General features: G+C 64.7%; 20 protein-coding genes. 14 read left to right on the forward strand and 6 right to left on the reverse strand.

Annotated elements, in window-relative coordinates:
• Window positions 1-13: 13 nt before the first annotated feature.
• From IB234_RS08000 to murB, 4 genes are read left to right on the forward strand one after another with little or no spacing between them, the layout of a single operon-like run.
• Entirely contained in the window at window positions 14-199 is a 186-nt protein-coding gene (locus IB234_RS08000) for a Trm112 family protein (RefSeq protein WP_137971807.1), read from the forward strand.
• Window positions 200-961: a 3-deoxy-manno-octulosonate cytidylyltransferase gene (gene kdsB / locus IB234_RS08005; protein WP_192316292.1), complete on the forward strand. Its 762-nt coding sequence runs from the start codon at window positions 200-202 to the stop codon at window positions 959-961.
• On the forward strand, window positions 961-1,425 hold the full coding sequence (locus IB234_RS08010; protein WP_192316294.1) for a low molecular weight protein-tyrosine-phosphatase: 465 nt from the start codon (window positions 961-963) through the stop codon (window positions 1,423-1,425). Before kdsB ends, IB234_RS08010 begins: the two co-directional genes overlap by 1 nt.
• A complete protein-coding gene (murB, locus tag IB234_RS08015; protein WP_192316297.1) occupies window positions 1,422-2,441 on the forward strand; it encodes a UDP-N-acetylmuramate dehydrogenase in 1,020 nt (339 codons plus the stop codon). The genes IB234_RS08010 and murB overlap by 4 nt, the downstream gene beginning before the upstream one ends.
• 81 nt (window positions 2,442-2,522) lie before the next feature.
• Here the strand turns inward: murB and plsB are convergent, their stop codons facing one another.
• A complete protein-coding gene (gene plsB / locus IB234_RS08020) occupies window positions 2,523-5,009 on the reverse strand; it encodes a glycerol-3-phosphate 1-O-acyltransferase PlsB (RefSeq protein WP_192316299.1) in 2,487 nt (828 codons plus the stop codon).
• A gap of 273 nt (window positions 5,010-5,282) precedes the next feature.
• Between plsB and IB234_RS08025 the strand changes: the two genes are divergently transcribed.
• From IB234_RS08025 to IB234_RS08055, 7 genes are all read left to right on the forward strand, one after another.
• Complete coding sequence (locus IB234_RS08025) at window positions 5,283-6,203, forward strand: ABC transporter ATP-binding protein (protein WP_192316302.1); 921 nt, start codon at window positions 5,283-5,285, stop codon at window positions 6,201-6,203.
• Entirely contained in the window at window positions 6,200-6,931 is a 732-nt protein-coding gene (locus tag IB234_RS08030) for an ABC transporter permease subunit (protein ID WP_192316304.1), read from the forward strand. The genes IB234_RS08025 and IB234_RS08030 overlap by 4 nt, the downstream gene beginning before the upstream one ends.
• A gap of 2 nt (window positions 6,932-6,933) precedes the next feature.
• Entirely contained in the window at window positions 6,934-8,766 is a 1,833-nt protein-coding gene (locus IB234_RS08035; protein WP_192316306.1) for a GldG family protein, read from the forward strand.
• A 137-nt stretch (window positions 8,767-8,903) separates the two neighbouring features.
• Complete coding sequence (locus IB234_RS08040) at window positions 8,904-9,365, forward strand: hypothetical protein (protein WP_192316309.1); 462 nt, start codon at window positions 8,904-8,906, stop codon at window positions 9,363-9,365.
• On the forward strand, window positions 9,362-9,874 hold the full coding sequence (locus tag IB234_RS08045) for a hypothetical protein (RefSeq protein WP_192316311.1): 513 nt from the start codon (window positions 9,362-9,364) through the stop codon (window positions 9,872-9,874). Before IB234_RS08040 ends, IB234_RS08045 begins: the two co-directional genes overlap by 4 nt.
• A gap of 117 nt (window positions 9,875-9,991) precedes the next feature.
• Complete coding sequence (locus IB234_RS08050; protein ID WP_192316313.1) at window positions 9,992-10,966, forward strand: DUF4340 domain-containing protein; 975 nt, start codon at window positions 9,992-9,994, stop codon at window positions 10,964-10,966.
• A gap of 207 nt (window positions 10,967-11,173) precedes the next feature.
• Entirely contained in the window at window positions 11,174-11,383 is a 210-nt protein-coding gene (locus IB234_RS08055; protein ID WP_192316315.1) for a cold-shock protein, read from the forward strand.
• 120 nt (window positions 11,384-11,503) lie between these two features.
• On the opposite strand, the gene IB234_RS08060 is transcribed toward IB234_RS08055, so the two are convergent.
• The 4 genes from IB234_RS08060 to IB234_RS08075 all read right to left on the reverse strand — a co-directional run bounded on the left by IB234_RS08060 (window position 11,504) and on the right by IB234_RS08075 (window position 16,543).
• Window positions 11,504-11,875 (reverse strand): hypothetical protein, encoded by a 372-nt coding sequence (locus IB234_RS08060; RefSeq protein ID WP_192316317.1) that lies wholly within the window; start codon window positions 11,873-11,875, stop codon window positions 11,504-11,506.
• Window positions 11,876-11,885: 10 nt separating this feature from the next.
• Complete coding sequence (locus IB234_RS08065; protein ID WP_192316319.1) at window positions 11,886-12,692, reverse strand: putative RNA methyltransferase; 807 nt, start codon at window positions 12,690-12,692, stop codon at window positions 11,886-11,888.
• Window positions 12,689-13,879: a succinyl-diaminopimelate desuccinylase gene (dapE, locus tag IB234_RS08070; RefSeq protein WP_192316322.1), complete on the reverse strand. Its 1,191-nt coding sequence runs from the start codon at window positions 13,877-13,879 to the stop codon at window positions 12,689-12,691. The genes IB234_RS08065 and dapE overlap by 4 nt, the downstream gene beginning before the upstream one ends.
• Window positions 13,880-13,945: 66 nt before the next feature.
• Complete coding sequence (locus IB234_RS08075; protein WP_192316324.1) at window positions 13,946-16,543, reverse strand: glycosyltransferase; 2,598 nt, start codon at window positions 16,541-16,543, stop codon at window positions 13,946-13,948.
• Window positions 16,544-16,794: 251 nt separating this feature from the next.
• Between IB234_RS08075 and tcdA the strand changes: the two genes are divergently transcribed.
• The 3 genes from tcdA to IB234_RS08090 all read left to right on the forward strand — a co-directional run bounded on the left by tcdA (window position 16,795) and on the right by IB234_RS08090 (window position 19,001).
• On the forward strand, window positions 16,795-17,604 hold the full coding sequence (gene tcdA / locus IB234_RS08080; RefSeq protein ID WP_192316326.1) for a tRNA cyclic N6-threonylcarbamoyladenosine(37) synthase TcdA: 810 nt from the start codon (window positions 16,795-16,797) through the stop codon (window positions 17,602-17,604).
• A gap of 44 nt (window positions 17,605-17,648) precedes the next feature.
• Window positions 17,649-18,110, forward strand: a complete 462-nt coding sequence (locus tag IB234_RS08085; protein WP_192316329.1) for a DUF1456 family protein — start codon at window positions 17,649-17,651, stop codon at window positions 18,108-18,110.
• An 81-nt stretch (window positions 18,111-18,191) separates the two neighbouring features.
• Window positions 18,192-19,001, forward strand: coding sequence for a substrate-binding periplasmic protein (locus IB234_RS08090; protein ID WP_192316331.1), 810 nt, complete (start codon window positions 18,192-18,194; stop codon window positions 18,999-19,001).
• Here the strand turns inward: IB234_RS08090 and IB234_RS08095 are convergent.
• Window positions 18,940-19,755: a hypothetical protein gene (locus IB234_RS08095; RefSeq protein ID WP_192316333.1), complete on the reverse strand. Its 816-nt coding sequence runs from the start codon at window positions 19,753-19,755 to the stop codon at window positions 18,940-18,942. The genes IB234_RS08090 and IB234_RS08095 overlap by 62 nt on opposite strands.
• Window positions 19,756-19,826: the final 71 nt, after the last annotated feature.

Genomic DNA, 19,826 nt, shown 5'->3' on the forward strand with positions numbered 1-19,826 from the left:
CCGAGGATTCCCCATGGACCCCAAACTGCTCGACATCCTGGCCTGCCCGGTGTGCAAGGGCCCGCTGCAGCTTTCCGAAGACAAGTCCGAGCTGATCAGCAAGGGCGCCGGTCTGGCCTACCCGATTCGCGACGGCATCCCGGTGATGCTGGAGAGCGAGGCGCGCACCCTGACCACCGATGAGCGCCTGGACAAGTAGATGACTGCCTTCACCGTTGTGATTCCCGCGCGCTACGCCTCCAGTCGCCTGCCTGGCAAGCCGCTGCAGGACATCGCTGGCAAGCCGATGGTCCAGCACGTCTGGGAACAGGCCAAGAAGAGCAGCGCCACCCGCGTGGTGGTGGCCACCGACGATGCGCGCATCCTCGAAGCCTGCCAGGCCTTCGGCGCCGAAGTGCTGATGACCCGTGTCGACCACAACTCCGGCACCGACCGCCTGGCCGAAGTAGCCACTCAGCTGGGGCTGGCCAACGATGCCATCGTGGTCAACGTTCAGGGCGACGAGCCGTTGATTCCGCCGAGTATCATCGATCAGGTGGCTGCCAACCTGGCTACCAATCCACAGGCCGGTATCGCCACCCTGGCCGAGCCGATCGAAGACGTCACTGCGCTGTTCAACCCCAATGTGGTCAAGGTGGTGTCGGACAAGACCGGCCTGGCCCTGACCTTCAGCCGCGCCCCACTGGCCTGGGCCCGTGATGCCTTCGCCAAGAGCCGCGACGTGCTGCCGGATGGCGTGCCATACCGCCGCCACATTGGCATCTACGCCTACCGCGCCGGCTTCCTGCATGACTTCGTGGCTTGGGGCCCGTGCTGGCTGGAAGACACCGAATGTCTGGAGCAGCTGCGCGCTCTGTGGCATGGCGTGCGCATCCACGTGGCTGACGCCCTGGAAGCGCCGGCAGCCGGAGTCGACACGCCGGAAGACCTGGAGCGGGTGCGCCGCCTGCTGGGGGCTTGATGCGCGTCCTGTTTGTCTGCATGGGCAATATCTGCCGCTCGCCCACGGCCGAGGGCGTGTTTCGCCATCGCCTGCTGCAGGCCGGTCTGCATGAGCGGGTGACGGTGGATTCCGCCGGCACCGGCGACTGGCATGTGGGCAAGGCGCCGGATGGTCGCTCCAGTCAGGCCGCTCTGGGCCGCGGCTACGACCTGTCGAGCCTGCGTGCGCGCCAGGTGCAGCGTGAGGACTTCCAGCGTTTCGACCTGATCCTGGCCATGGATCACGACAACCTGGCACGTCTGCAGGCGCTGCGGCCCTCCTCCGGTGGTGCCGAACTCGATCTGTTCCTGCGCCGCTACCAGCTGGCGCTGGATGAGGTGCCCGATCCCTATTACGGTGGGGCAGACGGCTTCGAGCAGGTGCTGGACATGATCGAGCAGGCCAGCGACGCGCTGCTCACCGAGATCAAGGGGCGCCTGTGAGTCTGCAGCTCAACGAAGCGTTTTCCCTCAAGCCGTTCAATACCTTCGGTGTGGATGTCGGGGCGCGGCTGTTTGCCGAGGCGCGAGATGACGATGATATTCGCCAGGCGCTGGCCGAGGCCGAGCGCCGGGGCCTGCCGCTGCTGCCCATCGGTGGTGGCAGCAACCTGCTGCTGACCGGCGATGTCGAGGCTCTGGTATTGCGCATCGCCAGTCGCGGCCTGCGCATCCTGGCCGACGATGGTGAGCGGGTCGTGGTGGAGGCGGAGGCGGGCGAGCCCTGGCATCCCTTTGTGCTCTGGACCCTGGAACAGGGCCTCTCCGGCCTGGAGAACCTCAGCCTGATCCCTGGCACCGTCGGTGCCGCGCCGATGCAGAACATCGGTGCCTATGGCGTGGAGATCAAGGACGTGTTCGCTGGGCTGACCGCGCTGGATCGCCAGACAGGTGAGTTGCGCGAGTTCGACCTGGAAGAGTGCGCCTTCGCCTATCGCGACAGCCTGTTCAAGCAGCAGCCGGGACGCTGGCTGATCCTGCGTGTGCGTTTCGCCCTGAGCCGGGCGACGACTTTGCACCTGGACTACGGTCCGGTGCGCCAGCGCCTGCAGCAGGAGGGCATCGAGGCGCCGACGGCGCGCGATGTCAGCCGGGCCATCTGTGCCATTCGCAGCGAAAAACTGCCCGATCCGGCCGAGCTGGGCAACGCCGGCAGCTTCTTCAAGAATCCGGTGGTACCGGCAGAGCTGGCCGAACGTATCCACGCCGAGCATGCCGACCTGGTCAGCTATCCGGCTGGTGAATGTCAGGTCAAGCTCGCGGCCGGCTGGTTGATCGAGCGGGCAGGGTGGAAAGGCTTCCGCGAGGGCGATGCCGGTGTGCATCGCCTGCAGGCGCTCGTGCTGGTCAACCATGGTTCGGCGACCGGAACACAGTTGCTGGGGTTGGCCAGGCAAATACAGGCCGACATCCTGCAACGGTTCGGCGTTTTCCTCGAAATAGAGCCGAACGTACTCTGATCTCGACCCTCGCCGGCAGCGGAAGTAGCTGCCGAGCCATCGAGTGGGCGGCATGCTGCGGCCCGTCTCGGGTTATGGCGCTTAGGTCGGTTCCTCGTTTTCTTCGCCGCGCTCCAGTGCCACCTGGCGGATCGACAGGCGAATCTCTGCCGGCAGCACGCGCTTGGCCACGCCTTCCACCAGTTCGGTGAGCTGCGGGTGGTGGCTGAGCTTGCCTTCGCCGTTCTGGCGCAGCACGCCCTGGTCGAGCAGGGTCTGGATGAAGTGGCGGAACAGGCTCTTGTCGAAGAACTCCGGCGCATTGAGGCCGTGCAGGATCGACAGGCGCTGGGCCATGACCACGCAGAGGTTTTCCAGTTCTTCTGCGCTCAGAGCGTATTGCCCGGCGTTGAGCAGCAGGGCGGTGGCCATGTAGAAGCGCTGCAGGGTCTGCACGATGGCCCGGGCTAGCAGGGTGAGTAGGACGAACTGGCGCGAGCTGGGCGCCGGGCGCACGTACATGTCGTCTTCCTGGCGCAGCAGGCCCTGTTCGACGAAGGCCTCCAGCCACTGATCGATCACGCCTTCCAGTTCGTCGACGGACCAGCGAATGAACAGCTCCGATTGCAGGTACGGGTAGAGCGCGCCGACGTAACGTAGGATCTGCTCGCGGCTCATGCGCGAGCTGCTGAGGAAGAAGCTGGCCAGCAGGGCGGGCAGGGCGAACACGTGCAGCACGTTGTTGCGGTAGTAGGTCATCAGGACGGCATTCTGCTCGTCCAGATAGAGGATCTTGCCGAGGGCGTCCTTCTGCTCGGCCAGCAGGTCCATGCTCTGCACGTAGCGGATCAGGTCCTGACCGTTGCCCTCCGGCAGGGTGGCGTGGGGCGAGTAGGGCACCTTGCGTAGCAGCGCCAGATATAAGTCGAGTACGCGGGCTAGAGCCTTCTCGTCCAGGGCCAGCTTGCTGGTGGAGAGCAGGGCCAGACCAACCAGGTTGACCGGGTTGATCGCCGCCGCCTCGTTGAGGTGCTGCGCCACGCGCTCGCCGAGGCGATTGGTGGTGCGGTTCAGCCACTCGGGGCGGTACTGATCGCCGTAATCCTGGGTGCGCCAGTCCGGCTGCTCGTGGTCGAGGAACTCGGCCAGCTTGATCGGCTCGCCGAAATTGACCCGTACGCTGCCGAAGCGCTGGCGACGGATGGCGCCGATGACCTTGAAGATGTCGAAGATCGACTCCTTCTTTTTCGCCGCGCCGCGCAGCTCGCCCAGGTAGGTGCGGCCTTCGAGTACGCGCTCGTAGCCGATGTAGACCGGCACGAAGGCGATCGGCAGACGGTTCGAGCGTAGGAAGCTGCGCAGGGTGATGGCCAGCATGCCGGTCTTCGGCTGCAGGGTGCGGCCGGTGCGTGAGCGACCGCCCTCGACGAAGTACTCGACCGGGAAGCCCTTGCTGAACAGGGTGTGCAGGTATTCGTTGAACACCGCCGTGTACAGCGGGTTGCCCTTAAAGGTGCGGCGCATGAAGAAGGCGCCGCCACGGCGCAATATCCCTCCTACAACCGGCATATTGAGGTTGATGCCGGCGGCAATGTGCGGCGGCGTCAGGCCGTTGCGGAACAGCAGGTAGGACAGCAGCAGGTAGTCGATGTGGCTGCGGTGGCAGGGCACGTAGATGATCTCGTGACCATGGGCGATGTCGCGCACCGCTTCCAAGTGGTTGACCTGGATGCCTTCGTACAGCTTGTTCCAGAACCAAGAGAGTACGGTCTCGAGGAAGCGGATGGCGGTGTAGGTGTAGTCCGAGGCGATCTCGTTGCCGTAGCGCAGGGCCTGGGCCTCGGCCTTTTCCTGGCTGATCTTCTCGCGCTCCATCTCCTCGCGGATAGCCTGGCGCACCAGCGGGCCGTGGATCAGGCCTTTCACCAGGTTGCGCCGGTGCGACACGTCCGGGCCGATCACGGCGGTCTTCAGGTTGCGGAAGTGCACGCGCAGGATGCGCTGGACCATGCGCAGGGTGCGCTCGCGGCCCTTGTTCTGGTCGAGCAGTTCGCGCAGGTGGATAGGTGCGGAAAACTGCACGCGGGTCTTGCGGCCGAGGATCAGGATGCTGACCAGCTTGCGCAGGCGCCCGGTGACGGCCCAGGTGTCGGCGAACAGCAATTTCCATGGGCTGGTCTCGCGGTCCGGCGACTGGCCCCAGAACACGCTGACCGGGACGATCTGCGCGTCATCCAGGGCGTTGCTGTCGAGGTTGGCGAGGATGCGTTGCAGGGTCGGCGGCGCGCCGCGCTTGTCATGACCGCCGAACCAGCTCGGTGAGCGGGTCAGGTAGAAGAAACCGGCCGGCTCCATCTGGCCCCCGAGCTCCACTGGCAGCACCGGGCGCGGCAGGCCGGCCTTGCTGCATTCCCTATCCACCACCGCCAGGTCTGCCGCCGAGGGTTGCTGCAGCACGTAGAACACCGGCTTGCCCCGATCCAGGCGCAGGTTGAAAGACGACTGGTTGATGGTTTCCGAGCGTACCCAGAGGAAGAGCAGGCGACGCAGGGCACCAAAAGCGAGGCGGCGGAGTGGGGAGCGGGTCATAGATTGCGGCTGTGAAAACGAGCAAGCGCTCGGGGGGGCTAGTGTGCCGTATTCGACCCTTCGCGGCAAAAGACGTGCGGGTACAAGTGTTCACCGGAGGGCGCGCCATTGCTGGCCTGTAGTCTGTTGTCAGCGATAGCGCCCTGGGGCGCTGCAACTTTTCCTAAAAGCGGCTGTCTTGCCATGCCGCAGGTCGACTTTTATAGTCCGCCGGCGTTTGCAGGGCCCCCGAGGTCAGCATGGCCCGGGGCATCTCCCGTCGGGACGAGAGCCATGATCGAAATAAAAAATCTAACCAAGCGTTTTGCCCAACATGCGGCCGTTGATGGCCTCAGTTTTCAGGTCCAGCAGGGGGAAGTGCTGGGCTTTCTCGGCCCTAACGGGGCCGGTAAATCCACCACCATGAAGATGCTCACCGGGTTCCTGGCGCCGACCTCCGGCACCGCCAGCATTCTCGGCTTCGACATCCAGCGTGACACCCTCAAAGCCCAGCAGCAGATCGGCTACCTGCCGGAAGGCGCGCCCTGCTATGGCGACATGACGGTGCGCGGCTTCCTCGAATTCATCGCGGAAGTTCGTGGTTATCGCGGCGCCGAGAAGAAGCAGCGCGTGCTGCGTGCGGTGGCCCAGGTGGAGCTGCAGCATGTGCTGGAGCAGAGCATCGAGACCCTGTCCAAGGGCTTCAAGCGCCGCGTCGGCCTGGCCCAGGCGATCCTGCATGATCCCAAGGTACTGATCCTCGATGAGCCCACCGACGGCCTCGACCCGAACCAGAAGCACCAGGTGCGCCAGCTGATCCAGAGCCTGGCCAAGGACAAGATCGTGATCATCTCCACCCACATCCTCGAAGAGGTGTCGGCCGTGTGCACCCGCGCCGTGGTGATCGCCGCTGGCAAAGTGGTAGCCGATGGCACGCCGCTGGAGCTGGAGAGCCGTTCGCGCTACCACCAGGCGGTGACCCTGGTCGCCGCTGGCGAAGTGGATCGCGAGGCCCTGGCCGCGCTGCCAGGTGTGATCGCCGTGGAAGACAACGCCGAGGGCAGCCTGACCCTGGTGGCCGCGCCTGGCCAGGTGATCTTCCCGCAGGTGAATGAGCTGATCCGCCAGCGTGGCTGGCAAGTGACGGAGCTGGACGTGGAACGCGGCCGGCTCGATGAAGTGTTCCGCAGCCTGACCCGGGGAGAGGTGGCATGAAGCAGTTGCCCGTGATCTTCAAGCGCGAGCTGGCCAGCTATTTCGCCACGCCGCTCGCCTATGTGTTCATCCTGATCTTCCTGGTGCTGTCCGGGGTCTTCACCTTCTACCTTGGCGGCTTCTACGAGAGCGGCCAGGCGGACCTGTCGCCGTTCTTCAACTTTCACCCCTGGCTGTACCTGTTCCTAGTGCCGGCCATCGCCATGCGCCTGTGGGCCGAGGAGCGCAAGTCCGGCTCCATCGAACTGCTGATGACCTTGCCGATCACCCGCGCCGAAGCGGTGCTGGGCAAGTTTCTCGCCGCCTGGGTATTCGCCGGCATCGCCCTGCTGCTGACCTTCCCGATGATCATCACGGTCAACTACCTGGGTGAGCCGGACAACGGCGCGATCTTCACCGGCTACTTCGGCAGCTGGCTGCTGGCGGGCTCGTACCTCGCCATCGGCTCGTGCATGTCGGCCCTGGCAAAGAACCAGGTGATCGCCTTCATCCTCGCCGTCAGTGCCTGCTTCCTGTTCATCGTCAGCGGCTTCCCGATGGTGCTCGATGCACTGGCCTGGGCGCCGCAGTGGGCTGTCGACGCGGTCGCCTCGCTGTCCTTCCTGACCCGCTTCGACGCGATCAGCAAGGGCGTGATCGACCTGCGCGACCTGCTCTATTTCATCACCCTGATGGGCGCCTGGCTGGCTGCCACCGCCATCGTGGTCGATCTGAAGAAGGCTGACTGACCATGAAGAAACTGATGTATTCCGGCGCTGGCCTGCTGCTGATCGCCGTGGCCTTCCTGGCCTTCAACATGCTCTCGGCCCTGGGCCTGGGCAATGTGCGCCTGGACCTGACCGAGCAGAAGCTCTACACCATTTCCGAAGGCACCGAGCGCATCCTTGGCGAGCTGGACGAGCCGATCAACCTGTACTTCTTCTACTCCGACAAGGCCGCCCGTGACCTGGCCGTACTGCGCAACTACGCGGTGCGTGTGGAGGAGATGCTCAAGGCCTACGAGCGAGCGGCGAACGGCAAGATCAAGCTGCACATCATCGACCCCGAGCCCTTCTCCGAGGACGAGGACAAGGCTGCCGGCTTCGGCCTGCAGGCCGTGCCGGCGAACCAGACCGGCGAGCAGATCTATTTCGGTCTGGCTGGCACCAACGCGGTGGACGACAAGCAGGTCATCCCGTTCTTCCCGCTGGATCAGGAAGAGTTCCTCGAATACCAGCTGAGCCAGCTGGTGCAGGGCCTTGCCAAGCCGGAGCGTCCGGTGGTCGGCCTGCTCTCCGGGCTGCAGCTCAACGGTGGCTTCGACATGATGGCGCGCCAGCCGATGGCGCCCTGGATGGTGATGGAGGAGGTGCGCCAGCTGTTCAAGATCGACAGCCTCAAGGCCGGCATCGACAAGATTCCGGACGAGGTCTCGGTACTGCTGCTGGTCCACCCGAAGAGCCTGCCGGAGCCGACCCTGTACGCCATCGACCAGTTCGTCCTGCGTGGCGGCAAGCTGCTGGTGTTCGTCGACCCGCTCAGCGAGGCGGACAACGCGCCGCCGATGCTGCCGGGTGACGACCAGGGCAAGGCCTCCGACCTGGAGCCGCTGTTCAAGGCCTGGGGCGTACGCATGGTGCCGGACAAGGTACTCGGCGACGGCTCCTACGCGCTGTCGGTGAGCATGGGCCAGGGCCAGCGCCCGGCGCGCCATGCCGCCTGGCTGGCACTGCCGCAGCGGGCGATGAACCAAGACGACGTGGCCACCTCCGGTCTGGAGAGCCTGAACATCGCCACTGCCGGTATCCTCGAGTCGATCGAGGGCGCCAAGACCCAGTTCGTACCGTTGCTGCAGAGCTCCGAGTACGCCATGCCGTTCGACGCCGCGCGCTTCGCCACCCTGGCCAATCCGGAAGAGCTGATCCGCGACCTGGAGCCGACCGGCGAGCGCTATGCCATCGCCGCACGCATCAGCGGTCCGGCACAGTCCGCCTTCCCCGAGGGCATCGAGGGGCAAAAGGACGGCCTGAAGTCGGCGGAGAACATCAACGTGATCGCCGTGGCCGACACCGACCTGCTCACCGACCGCATGTGGGTGCAGGTGCAGGACTTCTTCGGCCAGCGCGTGCCGCAGCCGTTCGCCGATAACGCCGGCTTTGCCATCAACGCGCTGGACAACCTGTCCGGCAGCGATGCGCTGATCAGTGTGCGTTCGCGCGGCCGCTTCAGCCGTCCGTTCGAGGTGGTCGAGGCGCTGCAGCGCGAGGCCGAGGCGCAGTTCCGGGTCAAGGAAGAGGACCTGCAGAAGCGCCTGGCCGAGACCGACCAGCAGCTCGCCTCGCTGCAACAGCAGGACCCGAGCAAGCCTCTGGAGCTGACGCCTGAGCAGCAGGCCACGGTGCAGCAGTTCATCGCCGAGAAGCTGCGCATCCGCAAGGAGCTGCGTGAGGTGCGCTTCCAGCTCAACGCGCAGATCGAGGACCTGGGCCGCACCCTCAAGCTGGCCAACATCCTCGCCGTGCCGCTGCTGCTGACCCTCGGCGTGCTCGCCCTGTGGTTGTGGCGCCGGCGCAAGGTCGTGTGAGTTTACCGGGGAAGGGGCGTTTTGCCCTTTCCCCGGGATTGCGGCGGGCAGAGATGTGATTCGCTCCCACGCCTGACGTTTTCCGCTCGACTATGCTCGGCCGCTCCTATCCCTGCCCCTACCCAAGGAAGGTTTCCATGGCAGCCGATATCTATCTGCGCTCGTTTAGCGGCAATGAACTCGTCCTCGACGAGAATGAAACCCGTATCGCGTTGAAGTTCTTCTTTCCCCACGATGGCGCGCATATCGACGCCATGGCCGTCAACGATCAGCTCCGCTCCTTCGCCCAGGCACTGCTGGTGACGGGCATCGACGCCACCTACGCGATGGGCTACGTCGAGGCGCTCTTTTCCAGCCTGGGTCGTTCGGGCGCGAACGCGGGCAAGCTGATCAAGGGCTTCGGCAAGAAGGCAGCCAAGCACTGGTTCAACCACGCCAGGGCCGGCGACCTGATGGACGCGAAGATATACGAGTCGGTGCGCGTGGAGATGAGCCGGCGATTCCGCACCTACCTGCACACCGCGCAGGCGAGCGCGGTGCGCTATCGCAACCAGCTCGCCGTTGCTTGGAGGCCTACCGGCCAGGGCGGGGTGGCATGATTAAGCGGATATTCGGTGCGCTCGTCCTGTTGCTCGCGATCGGCGCGGGCATGGCGTTCTACGCGATAGGCAACTTCCGTGTTGAGCAGCTCGTGCTGTGCAGCGAGCCGGGTACGGGTTTCGCCATTCCGGCGCCCCTGTGCCGCCAGTACCTGCTGCGCTTCCGTATGAACCAGAACGACATCGATGACCTGCAGGCCGGTGGTGGCCTGGCATTCGTGCTGGAGTCCGGTGCTCCCGGCAAGTTCGAACTGGCCGAGCGGTTCATCGACAAGGGCCTGGACGTGAATGCCGATGTCCGCCCGGGGCCAGGTGATCGAACCCAGTCGGCCCTGCACAGTGCGGTCATCCTGAATCAGGCGGACAATGTCGCGTTTCTTCTCGAACACGGCGCCGACAAGGCCAAGCCGGACAGCGAGTGGCAGACGCCATTGCAAGTAGCGGAGCGGTTGCAGAGTGCGCAGCCGGACGAGAGCCGTGCCGAGGTCATCAGGCTTCTGCGCGAGTGAACCTCTCCCGGTGAAAGGCGAGGGCGTCACGCCGGCATGGCCGAGGCCCTTGCTCCTCCAACCACTCTCCGCTCGCTCCGTTCAACACCCATCCTTCAGAGCGAGGAGAGCAACGCCATGAATCGCAGAACCCTGTCCATCCTGACCGTGCTGGTGCTGGCCCTGGTGGCCGGCTGGTACTTCACTCGTCAGGTAAGCAGGCCACCGGTGCCGGCCCAGGCCGAGCGCTGGTTGCCGGGGCTGCAGGTTGCGCAGGTCAAGGCCATCGAAGTGCAGCGTGCCGGCCAGCCGTTGGTGCGTCTGCAGCGCGGCGAGCAGGGCTGGGTGCTGCCGGCCAAGGCTGGCTATCCGGCCGATCAGGGCGTAGCCAACCAGTTGCTCAATGCCCTGGTCGAGGCGCGCAAGGTCGAGCCGCGCACCACCAATCCCGAGCTGTACGGGCGCCTCGGTCTGGCCGACAAGGGCGACGCCGAGCAGCAGGGTATTCGTATCAAGCTGGAGCAGGGCGAGCAGCCGTTGCAACTGCTGATCGGCAAGCCCGGTCAGCAGGACGGTCAACTGGTGCGCCGCGCCGACGAGGCGCAGAGCTGGCTGGTCAACCAGCGCATCGAGCTGCCACCCACCGAGCTGGCTTGGCTGGATCGCCGTGTCACCGCCGTGCCCTTTGCTGAAATCCATACGCTGGAAATGCGCCATGCCAGTGGCGAGCAACTGAAGTTGTTCCGCGACAAGATCGAGGACATCAACCTGCAGGTGCGCGATCTGCCCAAGGGCAAGCGGCTGGCGTTCGACGGTGCGGCCAATGGCGCCGGGCTGTTCTTCGCCGACCTGCGTTTCAGCGACGCCGCGCCGCTGGCGCAGGTGAGTTTCACCGGCACCCCGGCGCTGCAGTTCGACCTCACCACCTTCGGCGGTCGGCACCTCAAGGGCAGCCTGTATAGCAAGGCCGAGCAGTACTGGCTGGTGCTCGATCCGAGCAGCGATCTGCTCGCGGTCGAGTTGCCGGCGCGTGCCGGTTGGGCCTATCGCCTGGAGGCACACCAGTACCAAAGCTTGGCGAAAAAGCTGACCGATCTGCTCGGTGCGGAGTGACGTAAAGTGGCTGTAACCCTTGTGTGGTGGGGCTTTCAGCTGGCCTAAAAAATCCCTTGGCAAGACGAACGCTTGTTTTATACTCGCGAGGCGGTCGCATCTGCGCACCATTCGGAATACGTCTCCAGGCTAGTTTGCCGGGATCGGAACGAAGAACGGATGCGCCGACCGCCTAACAACAAAAACCGAGAATCGAGGGAAGTGGTAATGGCTGATCGTGAGGTCGGAACCGTCAAGTGGTTCAATGATTCCAAGGGGTATGGCTTCATTCAACGCGAAAGCGGTCCGGACGTATTCGTCCACTACCGCGCCATCCGTGGCGAGGGTCACCGTTCTCTGGTTGAAGGCCAGCAGGTCGAGTTCTCCGTGATCCAAGGCCAAAAGGGCCTGCAGGCGGAAGACGTGGCCAAGGCCTGAAGGCCTCGCTGCACAACAAAAGGCCCGTCATCGACGGGCCTTTTGCTTTTCGGGCTTTTTACTCCCTCTCCCCTTGGGAGAGGGTTGGGGTGAGGGAGCAGAGAGTCGCCAAGAAGGCTCTCACTCCGTGCGCCAGATAAACTCCTGCTCGCCCTCGGCGTTGACCTTGATCCAGCGGTCGGCGTCCTCTTCGCCCTGTTCTTCGCTCCAGCCACCGGTGGAGCAGCGCACTTCCACACCGAGCGCAGCGAAGGCGGCATGGGCGCAGCTGACGTCGTCGGCCCATGGCGTGGCGCCACTCTCCAGCATCAGGCTGTGCCACTTGCCCACGGCCTTGGGCAGGAATACCACGGGAATCGCGCCGGCCTGGCACTTGAAGATCTGGCCGCGCTGCTGCCACTCGCTGCACGGGCCGATGGCCTCGTTCAGCCAGGCAGTGATGGCGTCCTGACTGGCGTCTTTGAGGTAGATCTCGATATCGGGTTGGCGCATGGGTGTGTCCCTAAATTTTCTCGATCCAATCGTAGCGAATGGCGACGGTAACTTCGAAATCTTCGGCGATCACCGCCGTGCGGCGTTCGGCGCTGGCGCGCCAGCCGTGTGGGGTCATCGCCAGCAGGTCGGCGCGGGCCTGGGCATTGGCCAGCAGCAGCGGGAAGCTGATGGTTTCGCTGTGGGCCAGGCGCATGCCCGCGGGGATCAGCTCCAGGTGCTTCTGGTCGTCGTAGTCGCGGACTTCGTCATACAGCTTCTGCCGCAGTTCCATCAGGTGCACGCGGGTCGGGCCCATGCGCAGCAGGCCGCCGCCAGGCTTGAGCAGGCGCAGGGCTTCCTGCCAGTCCAGCGGGCTGAACACGCTGGCCAGCAGGTCGCAACTGGCATCGCTCAGGGGCACGCGAGCCATGCTCGCCACCAGCCAGCTCAGCTGCGACGCACGCTTGCAGGCGCGCTTCACCGCCTCGCGGGAGATGTCCAGGGCATAACCGTCCGCTTCGGGCAGCATCTCGGCGAGTTGTGCGGTGTAGTAGCCCTCGCCACAACCGATATCCAGCCAGGTGCGCGGGCGGCGTTCGGCGGCCAGCTCGGCCAGGCGCTTGGCCAACGGCGCGTAGTGGCCGCCGTCGAGGAAGCGCCGGCGCGCCTCGACCATGGCCTGGTTGTCACCCGGATCACGGCTGTTCTTGTGCTGCACCGGCAGCAGGTTGTAGTAGCCCTGGCGCGCGCGGTCGAAACGGTGGCCTGCCGGGCAGGCCAGGCCGTTGTCGACCTGGCTCAGCGGCGCCTGGCAGATCGGGCAGGTCAGGCTCATGCCAACAACTTCACCAGGGTTTGGTAGTAGACCTCGGTGAGCAGGTCCAGGTCGCTGGCCAGCACGCGCTCGTTGATCTGGTGGATGGTGGCGTTGACCGGACCCAGCTCGACCACCTGCGTGCCCAAGGTGGCGATGAAGCGCCCGTCCGAGGTGCCGCCGGAGGTGGATGGCGTGGTCTCGCGGCCGGTGACGGACTTGATGCTGGCGGCCACGGCGTCGAGCAGTTCGCCTGGCTGGGTGAGGAACGGCAGGCCAGACAGGGCCCAGTCGATGAGGTAGTCCAGGCCGTGTTTGTCGAGGATGGCGTTGACGCGCTGCTGCAGGCCTTCGACGGTCGACTCGGTGGAGAAGCGGAAGTTGAATACCGCCTTCAGCTCGCCGGGGATCACGTTGGTGGCGCCGGTGCCGGAGTTGAGGTTGGACACCTGGAAACTGGTCGGTGGGAAGTAGGCGTTGCCGTCGTCCCAGTGCTCGGCGGCCAGTTCGGCCAGGGCGCCGGCGGCCAGATGGATGGGGTTCTTGGCCAGGTGCGGGTAGGCCACGTGGCCCTGTTTGCCGTAGACGGTGAGGGTGGCACCGAGGGAGCCGCGGCGGCCGTTCTTCACCACGTCACCGAGCAGGGTGGTGCTGGAGGGTTCGCCGACGATGCACCAGTCCAGGCGCTCGCCACGTTCGCGCAGGCGCTCGACCACGGCCTTGGTGCCGTGGTGGGCCGGGCCTTCTTCGTCGCTGGTGATGAGGAAGGCGATGGCGCCCTTGTGGTTCGGGTGATCGGCGACGAAGCGCTCCACGGCAATGATCATCGACGCCAGGCTACCTTTCATGTCCGCCGCGCCACGGCCGCAGAGCATGCCTTCGTCGTCCACGCGCACGTCGAACGGCTGGTACTGCCAGGCTTCCAGCGGGCCGGTTGGGACCACGTCGGTGTGGCCGGCGAAGCACAGCACGGGGCCCTGGGCGCCATCGCGACCACCACGCTTGGCCCAGAAGTTCTCCACTTCCTCGATGCGCATATGCTCCACCGCGAAGCCGAGTGCGGCCAGGCGGCGCATCATCAGCTCCTGGCAGCCTTCGTCGACCGGGGTCACGGACGGGCGGCGGATCAGGTCGCAGGCGAGCTCGAGGGTGGGGGAGAGGGTGGTCATTGCAGCTCCGGTGCGGCGATAGGCGAAAAAGGCCGTCATTCTAAAGCAAAACGGCGGCGCAGGGTCCGAAGACACTGGGCCGCCGTTTCGACGGGCGATGTGCGATCAGGCCGCGCCAGCCGGCTCGCCAGCGTCCTTTGCCTGCGGCTTGGGCAGAGAAGACAGCAGGGCCATCATCAGCGCCGCCAGGTACGGCAGAGACTGCACCAGCAGGGTCGCGACCCAGAACTTCACGTCGGCGTTGCCGATGTCCTGGGCGAAGCTGATGCCGATCGCCGCGCCCCACAGCAGGAGCATGACGAACACCTCTTCGCGGGCCTCGGCCAGGGCCACCATGATGCCGTGGTTGCTGGCCATCTTCGGCGTACGGAAGAACGGGATGGTCTTGGTGAAGGTCCCGTACAGCACGGCCTTGGCGATGGTGTGCGATAGCGCCAGGCCGGCGATGGCTGCCTGGAACGAACGTGCCAGGTCGACACCCACCGCCTTGCGATAGAGGAACATGATTTTGCCGAACTTGAAGAAGAACAGCGCCAGCGGCGGGATGGCGAAGATCATCAGCGGCGGGTCGACGCGGTTTGGCACGATGATCATCGCGGCCGACCAGAGCAGGGCGCCGACAGTGAAGAAGATGTTCAGGCCATCGGCGATCCACGGCAGCCAGCCGGCGATGAAGTGGTAGCGCTGGCCACGGGTCAGCTCCGAGCCTTGCCCACGGAACAGGCTGCGTGCGTGGCCCTTCATGATCTGGATGGCGCCGTAGGCCCAGCGGAAGCGCTGCTTCTTGTAGTCGATGAAGGTGTCCGGCATCAGGCCGCGCCCGAAGCTCTCGTGGGCGTAGGCCGCGGAGTAGCCCTTCTCGAACACGCGCAGGCCCAGCTCGGCATCTTCGCAGATGGTCCAGTCGGCCCACTTCAGCTCGTCCATCACGCTGCGGCGGATCATGGTCATGGTGCCGTGCTGGATGATCGCGTCGCGGTCGTTGCGGGTGACCATGCCGATGTGGAAGAAGCCCTTGTACTCGGCGTAGCAGAGCTTCTTGAAGGTACTTTCGTCACCGTCGCGATAGTCCTGCGGGGACTGCACCACGGCGATCTGCGGATCGCTGAAGTGCGGCACCATGTGCTTGAGCCAGTTCTTGTTCACGCAGTAGTCGGAGTCGATCACCGCGATCACTTCGGCATCCGGCGCCGTGTGCGGCAGGATGTAGTTCAGCGCGCCGCCCTTGAAGCCTTCGATGGGCGCCACGTGGAAGAAGCGGAAGCGCTCGCCAAGCTGCTGGCAGTAGGCCTCGACCGGCTCCCAGACCTTCGGGTCCTTGGTGTTGTTGTCGATGATGATGACTTCGTAGTCCGGGTAGTCCAGGGCCGCCAGGGCGTCCAGGGTCTGCTTCACCATTTCCGGCGGTTCGTTGTAACAGGGCACGTGGATCGATACCTTGGGCCGGTAGGCGGTGTCGGCCATGACCGGCAGGAATGGCCGGCGCCGCTTGCGAACCCAGGCGGTCTCGGCCAGCTCGTGGGCTTCGGTGAGCAGGACGATGAATACTCCCAGCGCGCCGATGCCGAGCAGGCCACCGACGGTGAGGCTGAACCAGGTGCTGTATTGCTGGCTGTAGTCGTAGGCAATCCACACCAGGACGGAGCCGCCGACGAAGGCGACGAAGGTCAGGAAGGTACGGCCGCGCTGACGCAGCGAGCTGCCGTCGATCAGCATCAGTGCCAGGGCCAGCAGGCCCATGACCACTGAGGCCACGGCCAGCATGTGCCACTGCGGAATGGCGATGATCGGGCCCTCGAAGGCGAACTTGGGCTGGCGATCGAGGTTGTACACGCCCCAGTAGGCACCGACCGAGCCCTCGTCGCTGGCCTTCCACGGCTGGTCGAAGGCCTCGATGACGAAATAGTTGTAACCCTTGGCGTTGAGCTGGTTGACCAGGGTACGCAGGTACACGGCCTGCTCGGCCTGGTCCGCCTCGGCGCCGCCGCGGGTGCGGCCGTTGCTCGGCCAGCCGACCTCGGACAGCAGTAGCGGCTTCTTCGGGAACAGCCGACGCATGTCTTTGGCACGCTCGATGACGAAGTCGGTCGAGTCCTCCATCGGCACGAACTCCCAGTAGGGCAGCACGTGCGCGGCGATCAGGTCGACGTGTTCGGCCAGTTCCGGGTGGTCCTGCCAGATGTGCCACTGCTCGGAGGTGGTCACCGGTACCTTGACCGCGGCACGGACCCGATCGATATAGGCGATCAGTTCCGGCACCTTGACCTCGCTGCGGAATAGCGCCTCGTTACCGACCGCCACTCGGACAACGCTGCGCGAGTTGTTGGCGATCTCGATGCCTTTGGCGATCTCGCGCTCATTGCGCTCCAGGTCGGTGCCGATCCAGATACCCAATGTCACACGCAGGCCGAATTCTTCGGCGATGCGCGGAATGTGCTCCAGCGTGCCATCCACCGAGTAGGTACGGATGCTGTCGGTCTGTTTGCTCAGCAGCTCCAGGTCGGAGCGGATCTGGGCGTCGCTCGGGTAGATGTTCTGTTGCGGGTTCTGCCCGACGCGGAACGGCGAGTAGGAGAAACCGGAGATCTGCTCCGGCCAGTCCGGCGCGTCCACGGGTCGGTTATAGAGAGCCCAGAGGCCGGTGCAGAGCGCGGCGACTGCCACGATGACCACCAGATTGATTCCGAGTTTGCGCGTTGGCATGGCTGCTTGGAGATCGCCGAAAGAATGCTAGGGAAGGGCCGGCGAACGCCGGTCGGCGCGCATGCTACTCCGCGGCCATAGGCCTGTATAGCATCGCTGGCCCCTGGCTGTCGCCGCTCAACTGGCTTGGTCCCGCAGCTCCCCGCAGAGTTCCGCCAATGCACTTGATCGGTTTATGGCGAGTGGAGTGACGAGAGCGTGCAGTGGCGGAGCGCCGTATAATGCGGGCCGGATTTTGAAGGTGCTATGAGATGACAGACGAACAGCGCTTCGGCGGTATAGCCCGGCTCTACGGGCGTGAGGGGCTGGAGCGCCTGGCGGCGGCACACGTGGCGGTGGTCGGCATCGGTGGTGTGGGCTCCTGGGCAGCCGAGGCCCTGGCCCGCTCCGGAGTCGGTGAGATCTCGCTGTTCGACCTGGACGACGTGTGCATCACCAACACCAATCGCCAGGTCCACGCCATCGACGGTGCCGTGGGTAAGGCCAAGGTCGACGAGATGGCCGCGCGCATCCGCGCGATCAACCCTGCCTGTACCGTGCATGCAGTGGCCGACTTCGTCACCCGCGAGACCATGGCCGAATACATCACCGAGCAGCTGGATGCGGTGATCGACTGTATCGACAGCGTGGCGGCCAAGGCAGCGCTGATCGCCTGGTGCAAGCGGCGCAAGATCCAGATCGTTACCACCGGTGGCGCTGGTGGCCAGGTCGACCCCACGCAGATCCAGATCGCCGACCTCAACAAGACCTTCAACGACCCGCTGGCCGCCAAGGTACGCAGCACCCTGCGTCGCGACTACAACTTCTCCCGCACGCCGGGGCGTACCTACAGCGTGCCTTGTGTGTTTTCCACCGAACAACTGCGTTACCCCAAGCCGGACGGTACCGTGTGTCAGTCCAAGGGCTTCGTCGGTGAGGGCGTCAAGCTCGACTGTGCCGGCGGCTTCGGTGCGGTGATGATGGTCACCGCCAGCTTCGGCTTGGCCGCGGCGGCCCGCATCGTCGACAAACTGGTGGCCGGCGCACGTCGTCCGTCCGAACGGCCAGGCGCTTCTGCCTGAGCTTCTTTCTATCCCGCGCCCCGTGGCGCCCATGAGTTTTTTCCATGAACAACAACGATGTGCTGCGCAGCCTGCGCTACCTGCTGGATATCAGTGATGCTCAGGTGGCCGATATCTGCCGCCTGGCCGGCTATGAGCTCGCGGCAGACGCGGTCGAGCCACTGCTGAAGAAGGACGACGAGGAGGGCCAGCAGCCCTGCAGCGACGAGGTACTGGCACATTTCCTCGATGGCCTGGTGTTCCACAAGCGTGGCAAGGATGACAGCCGTCCGGCGCAACCGGTCGCCAAGCGTCTGACCAATAACATCATCCTCAAGAAGCTGCGGGTGGCCTTCGAGCTGCGTGACGAGGATATGCACGAGATCCTTCGTGCCGCCGACCTGCCTATGACCAAGGCAGAGCTCAGTGCATTGTTCCGCAGCCCGGAGCATAAGAACTACCGTGTCTGCGGCGACCAGCTCCTGCGCAACTTCCTTCGTGGCCTTACCCAGCGCCAACGCGGCTGACCATCGGCTAGGCTCAGAAGAAGATAGTCCGACCACGTCATTCAGGGATGCGTCCAGCGCCCTATTGCACGAGGTAAACCAATGTTTCGTTCGTCTGTCGCTCTGGCCCGCCCAGGCCTCTCGTCGATTCGCTGGCTGCTCCTGGCGAGCCTGCTGCTGAGTGGCTCGTCGGCGTTGGCCGAGCGGGTGGTGCGCGTCGGCACCGGCGACTGGGTGCCTTATGTCGATCAGCATCGCGAGGATGGTGGCGCCCTGGTGCGGTTGGTCAAGGCCGTGTTCACCGCTGCCGGTTACCAGGTGGAGTTCGTCTTCTATCCGTGGGATCGCAACGTGCTGATGCTGCAGCAGGGCATGCTGGACGCCATCATGCCCTACAGCTGCAGCCCGATTCGCCTGGATTATGGCGTGTGCAGCGAGCCGCTGGTGCGTGGGCAGGTGGTGTTGTTCCATCGCAAGGACCTGCCGTTCGATTGGACCCGCGTCGAAGACCTGAAGGATTACCGGATTGGAACTACCCTCGGCTATTCCTATGGGCCGGAGTTCGATGGAGCCCTGAATAAAGGCCTGCTGCGCATCGAGCAGAACAGCAAGGAAGACACCGCCTTCCGCCTGCTCGAACTGAAGCGCATCGACCTACACCCCCAGGACCGCGCCGTGGGTTACTCCATGTTGCGCCGTCTATTCCCTGGCGAGCAGGGCATCACCCATCACCCGCGCTACCTCAACACCGAGCCGCTGCGTTTGCTGTTCCGCAAGGGCGACCCGGCGGCCGACGAGCTGCTCCATCGTTTCAATGAAGAGCTGTCCCGCTTTGCCCAGCGCGGTGAGCTCAAACGTCTGCAGGAAGCGCTGTACTCCGGCGATGCCGACCGGTGGCGGCCAAAGCTGTAGCGCCAGACCTGGCCAGGGCCAGTGGAAGCAGCAGCGGCAGCACGGCGAGACTGGCGAGCAGATGCTTGACGCTGTGACCGGACAGCAGCTCACCACTCAGGTGAAACAGGCTGGCATCCCCGAGCTCGAACAACTTGGCCAGCGCATACCAGGCGACGCAGGCGCCGAGCTTGAAGCCATGGTTGCCGCGTAGCGGTTGGCAGCACGCGAGCAGTACCAGCAGGAACATGCCGCCTGCCTGAAGCACGATCCATGGCAACAGGTTGTCATGGACCCACCAGGCCCACAGGCTGGTCGCACCACCCAGCAATACGGCGGTCAGCGCCATTCCCGCTGCACGGAAGCCGAGACGGTCGGCTGTCGCCATTCCGAGGATGGCACTGAACAGCACCAGCATGCCGAGGCGGTCATAGATCAGGCCGGTATCGACAGGCGCGAGATGGTAGGCGCTGGAGCCTAGGAAGGTGAGCAGCAGTCCAAGGCTCAGTGACAAACCGAGGGTACGCCAGCGGTGCTCGCTTATCCGTGGCAGACGAGCCAGGCCGTAGAGCCCCAGGAGCAGGAACGGCAGATTGCTCAGTACATCCATGGCATGCGGAATACCGAGCAAGGCGCGTTGGTCGGCGAAAGCGTGGTAGTGGCTGGGCTGTTCAACGGCAGGCCCGAAGAGCGCGATGAGCACCAGGCCCAGGCCAAATAGCCCGAGCAGGAGTCGAGCTCCGTTAGGTTGGGGACGATCGTTGGTAGTGCGCATGACCTGCTCCATCAGATGGTGTGATGGAGCCGGAGTCTGTTCGCTCTCGCTACAGAAGTCCCTTCTGGTTA

Origin of the sequence: Pseudomonas sp. PDM16 (genome assembly GCF_014851865.1) — a bacterium.
GTDB lineage: Bacteria > Pseudomonadota > Gammaproteobacteria > Pseudomonadales > Pseudomonadaceae > Aquipseudomonas.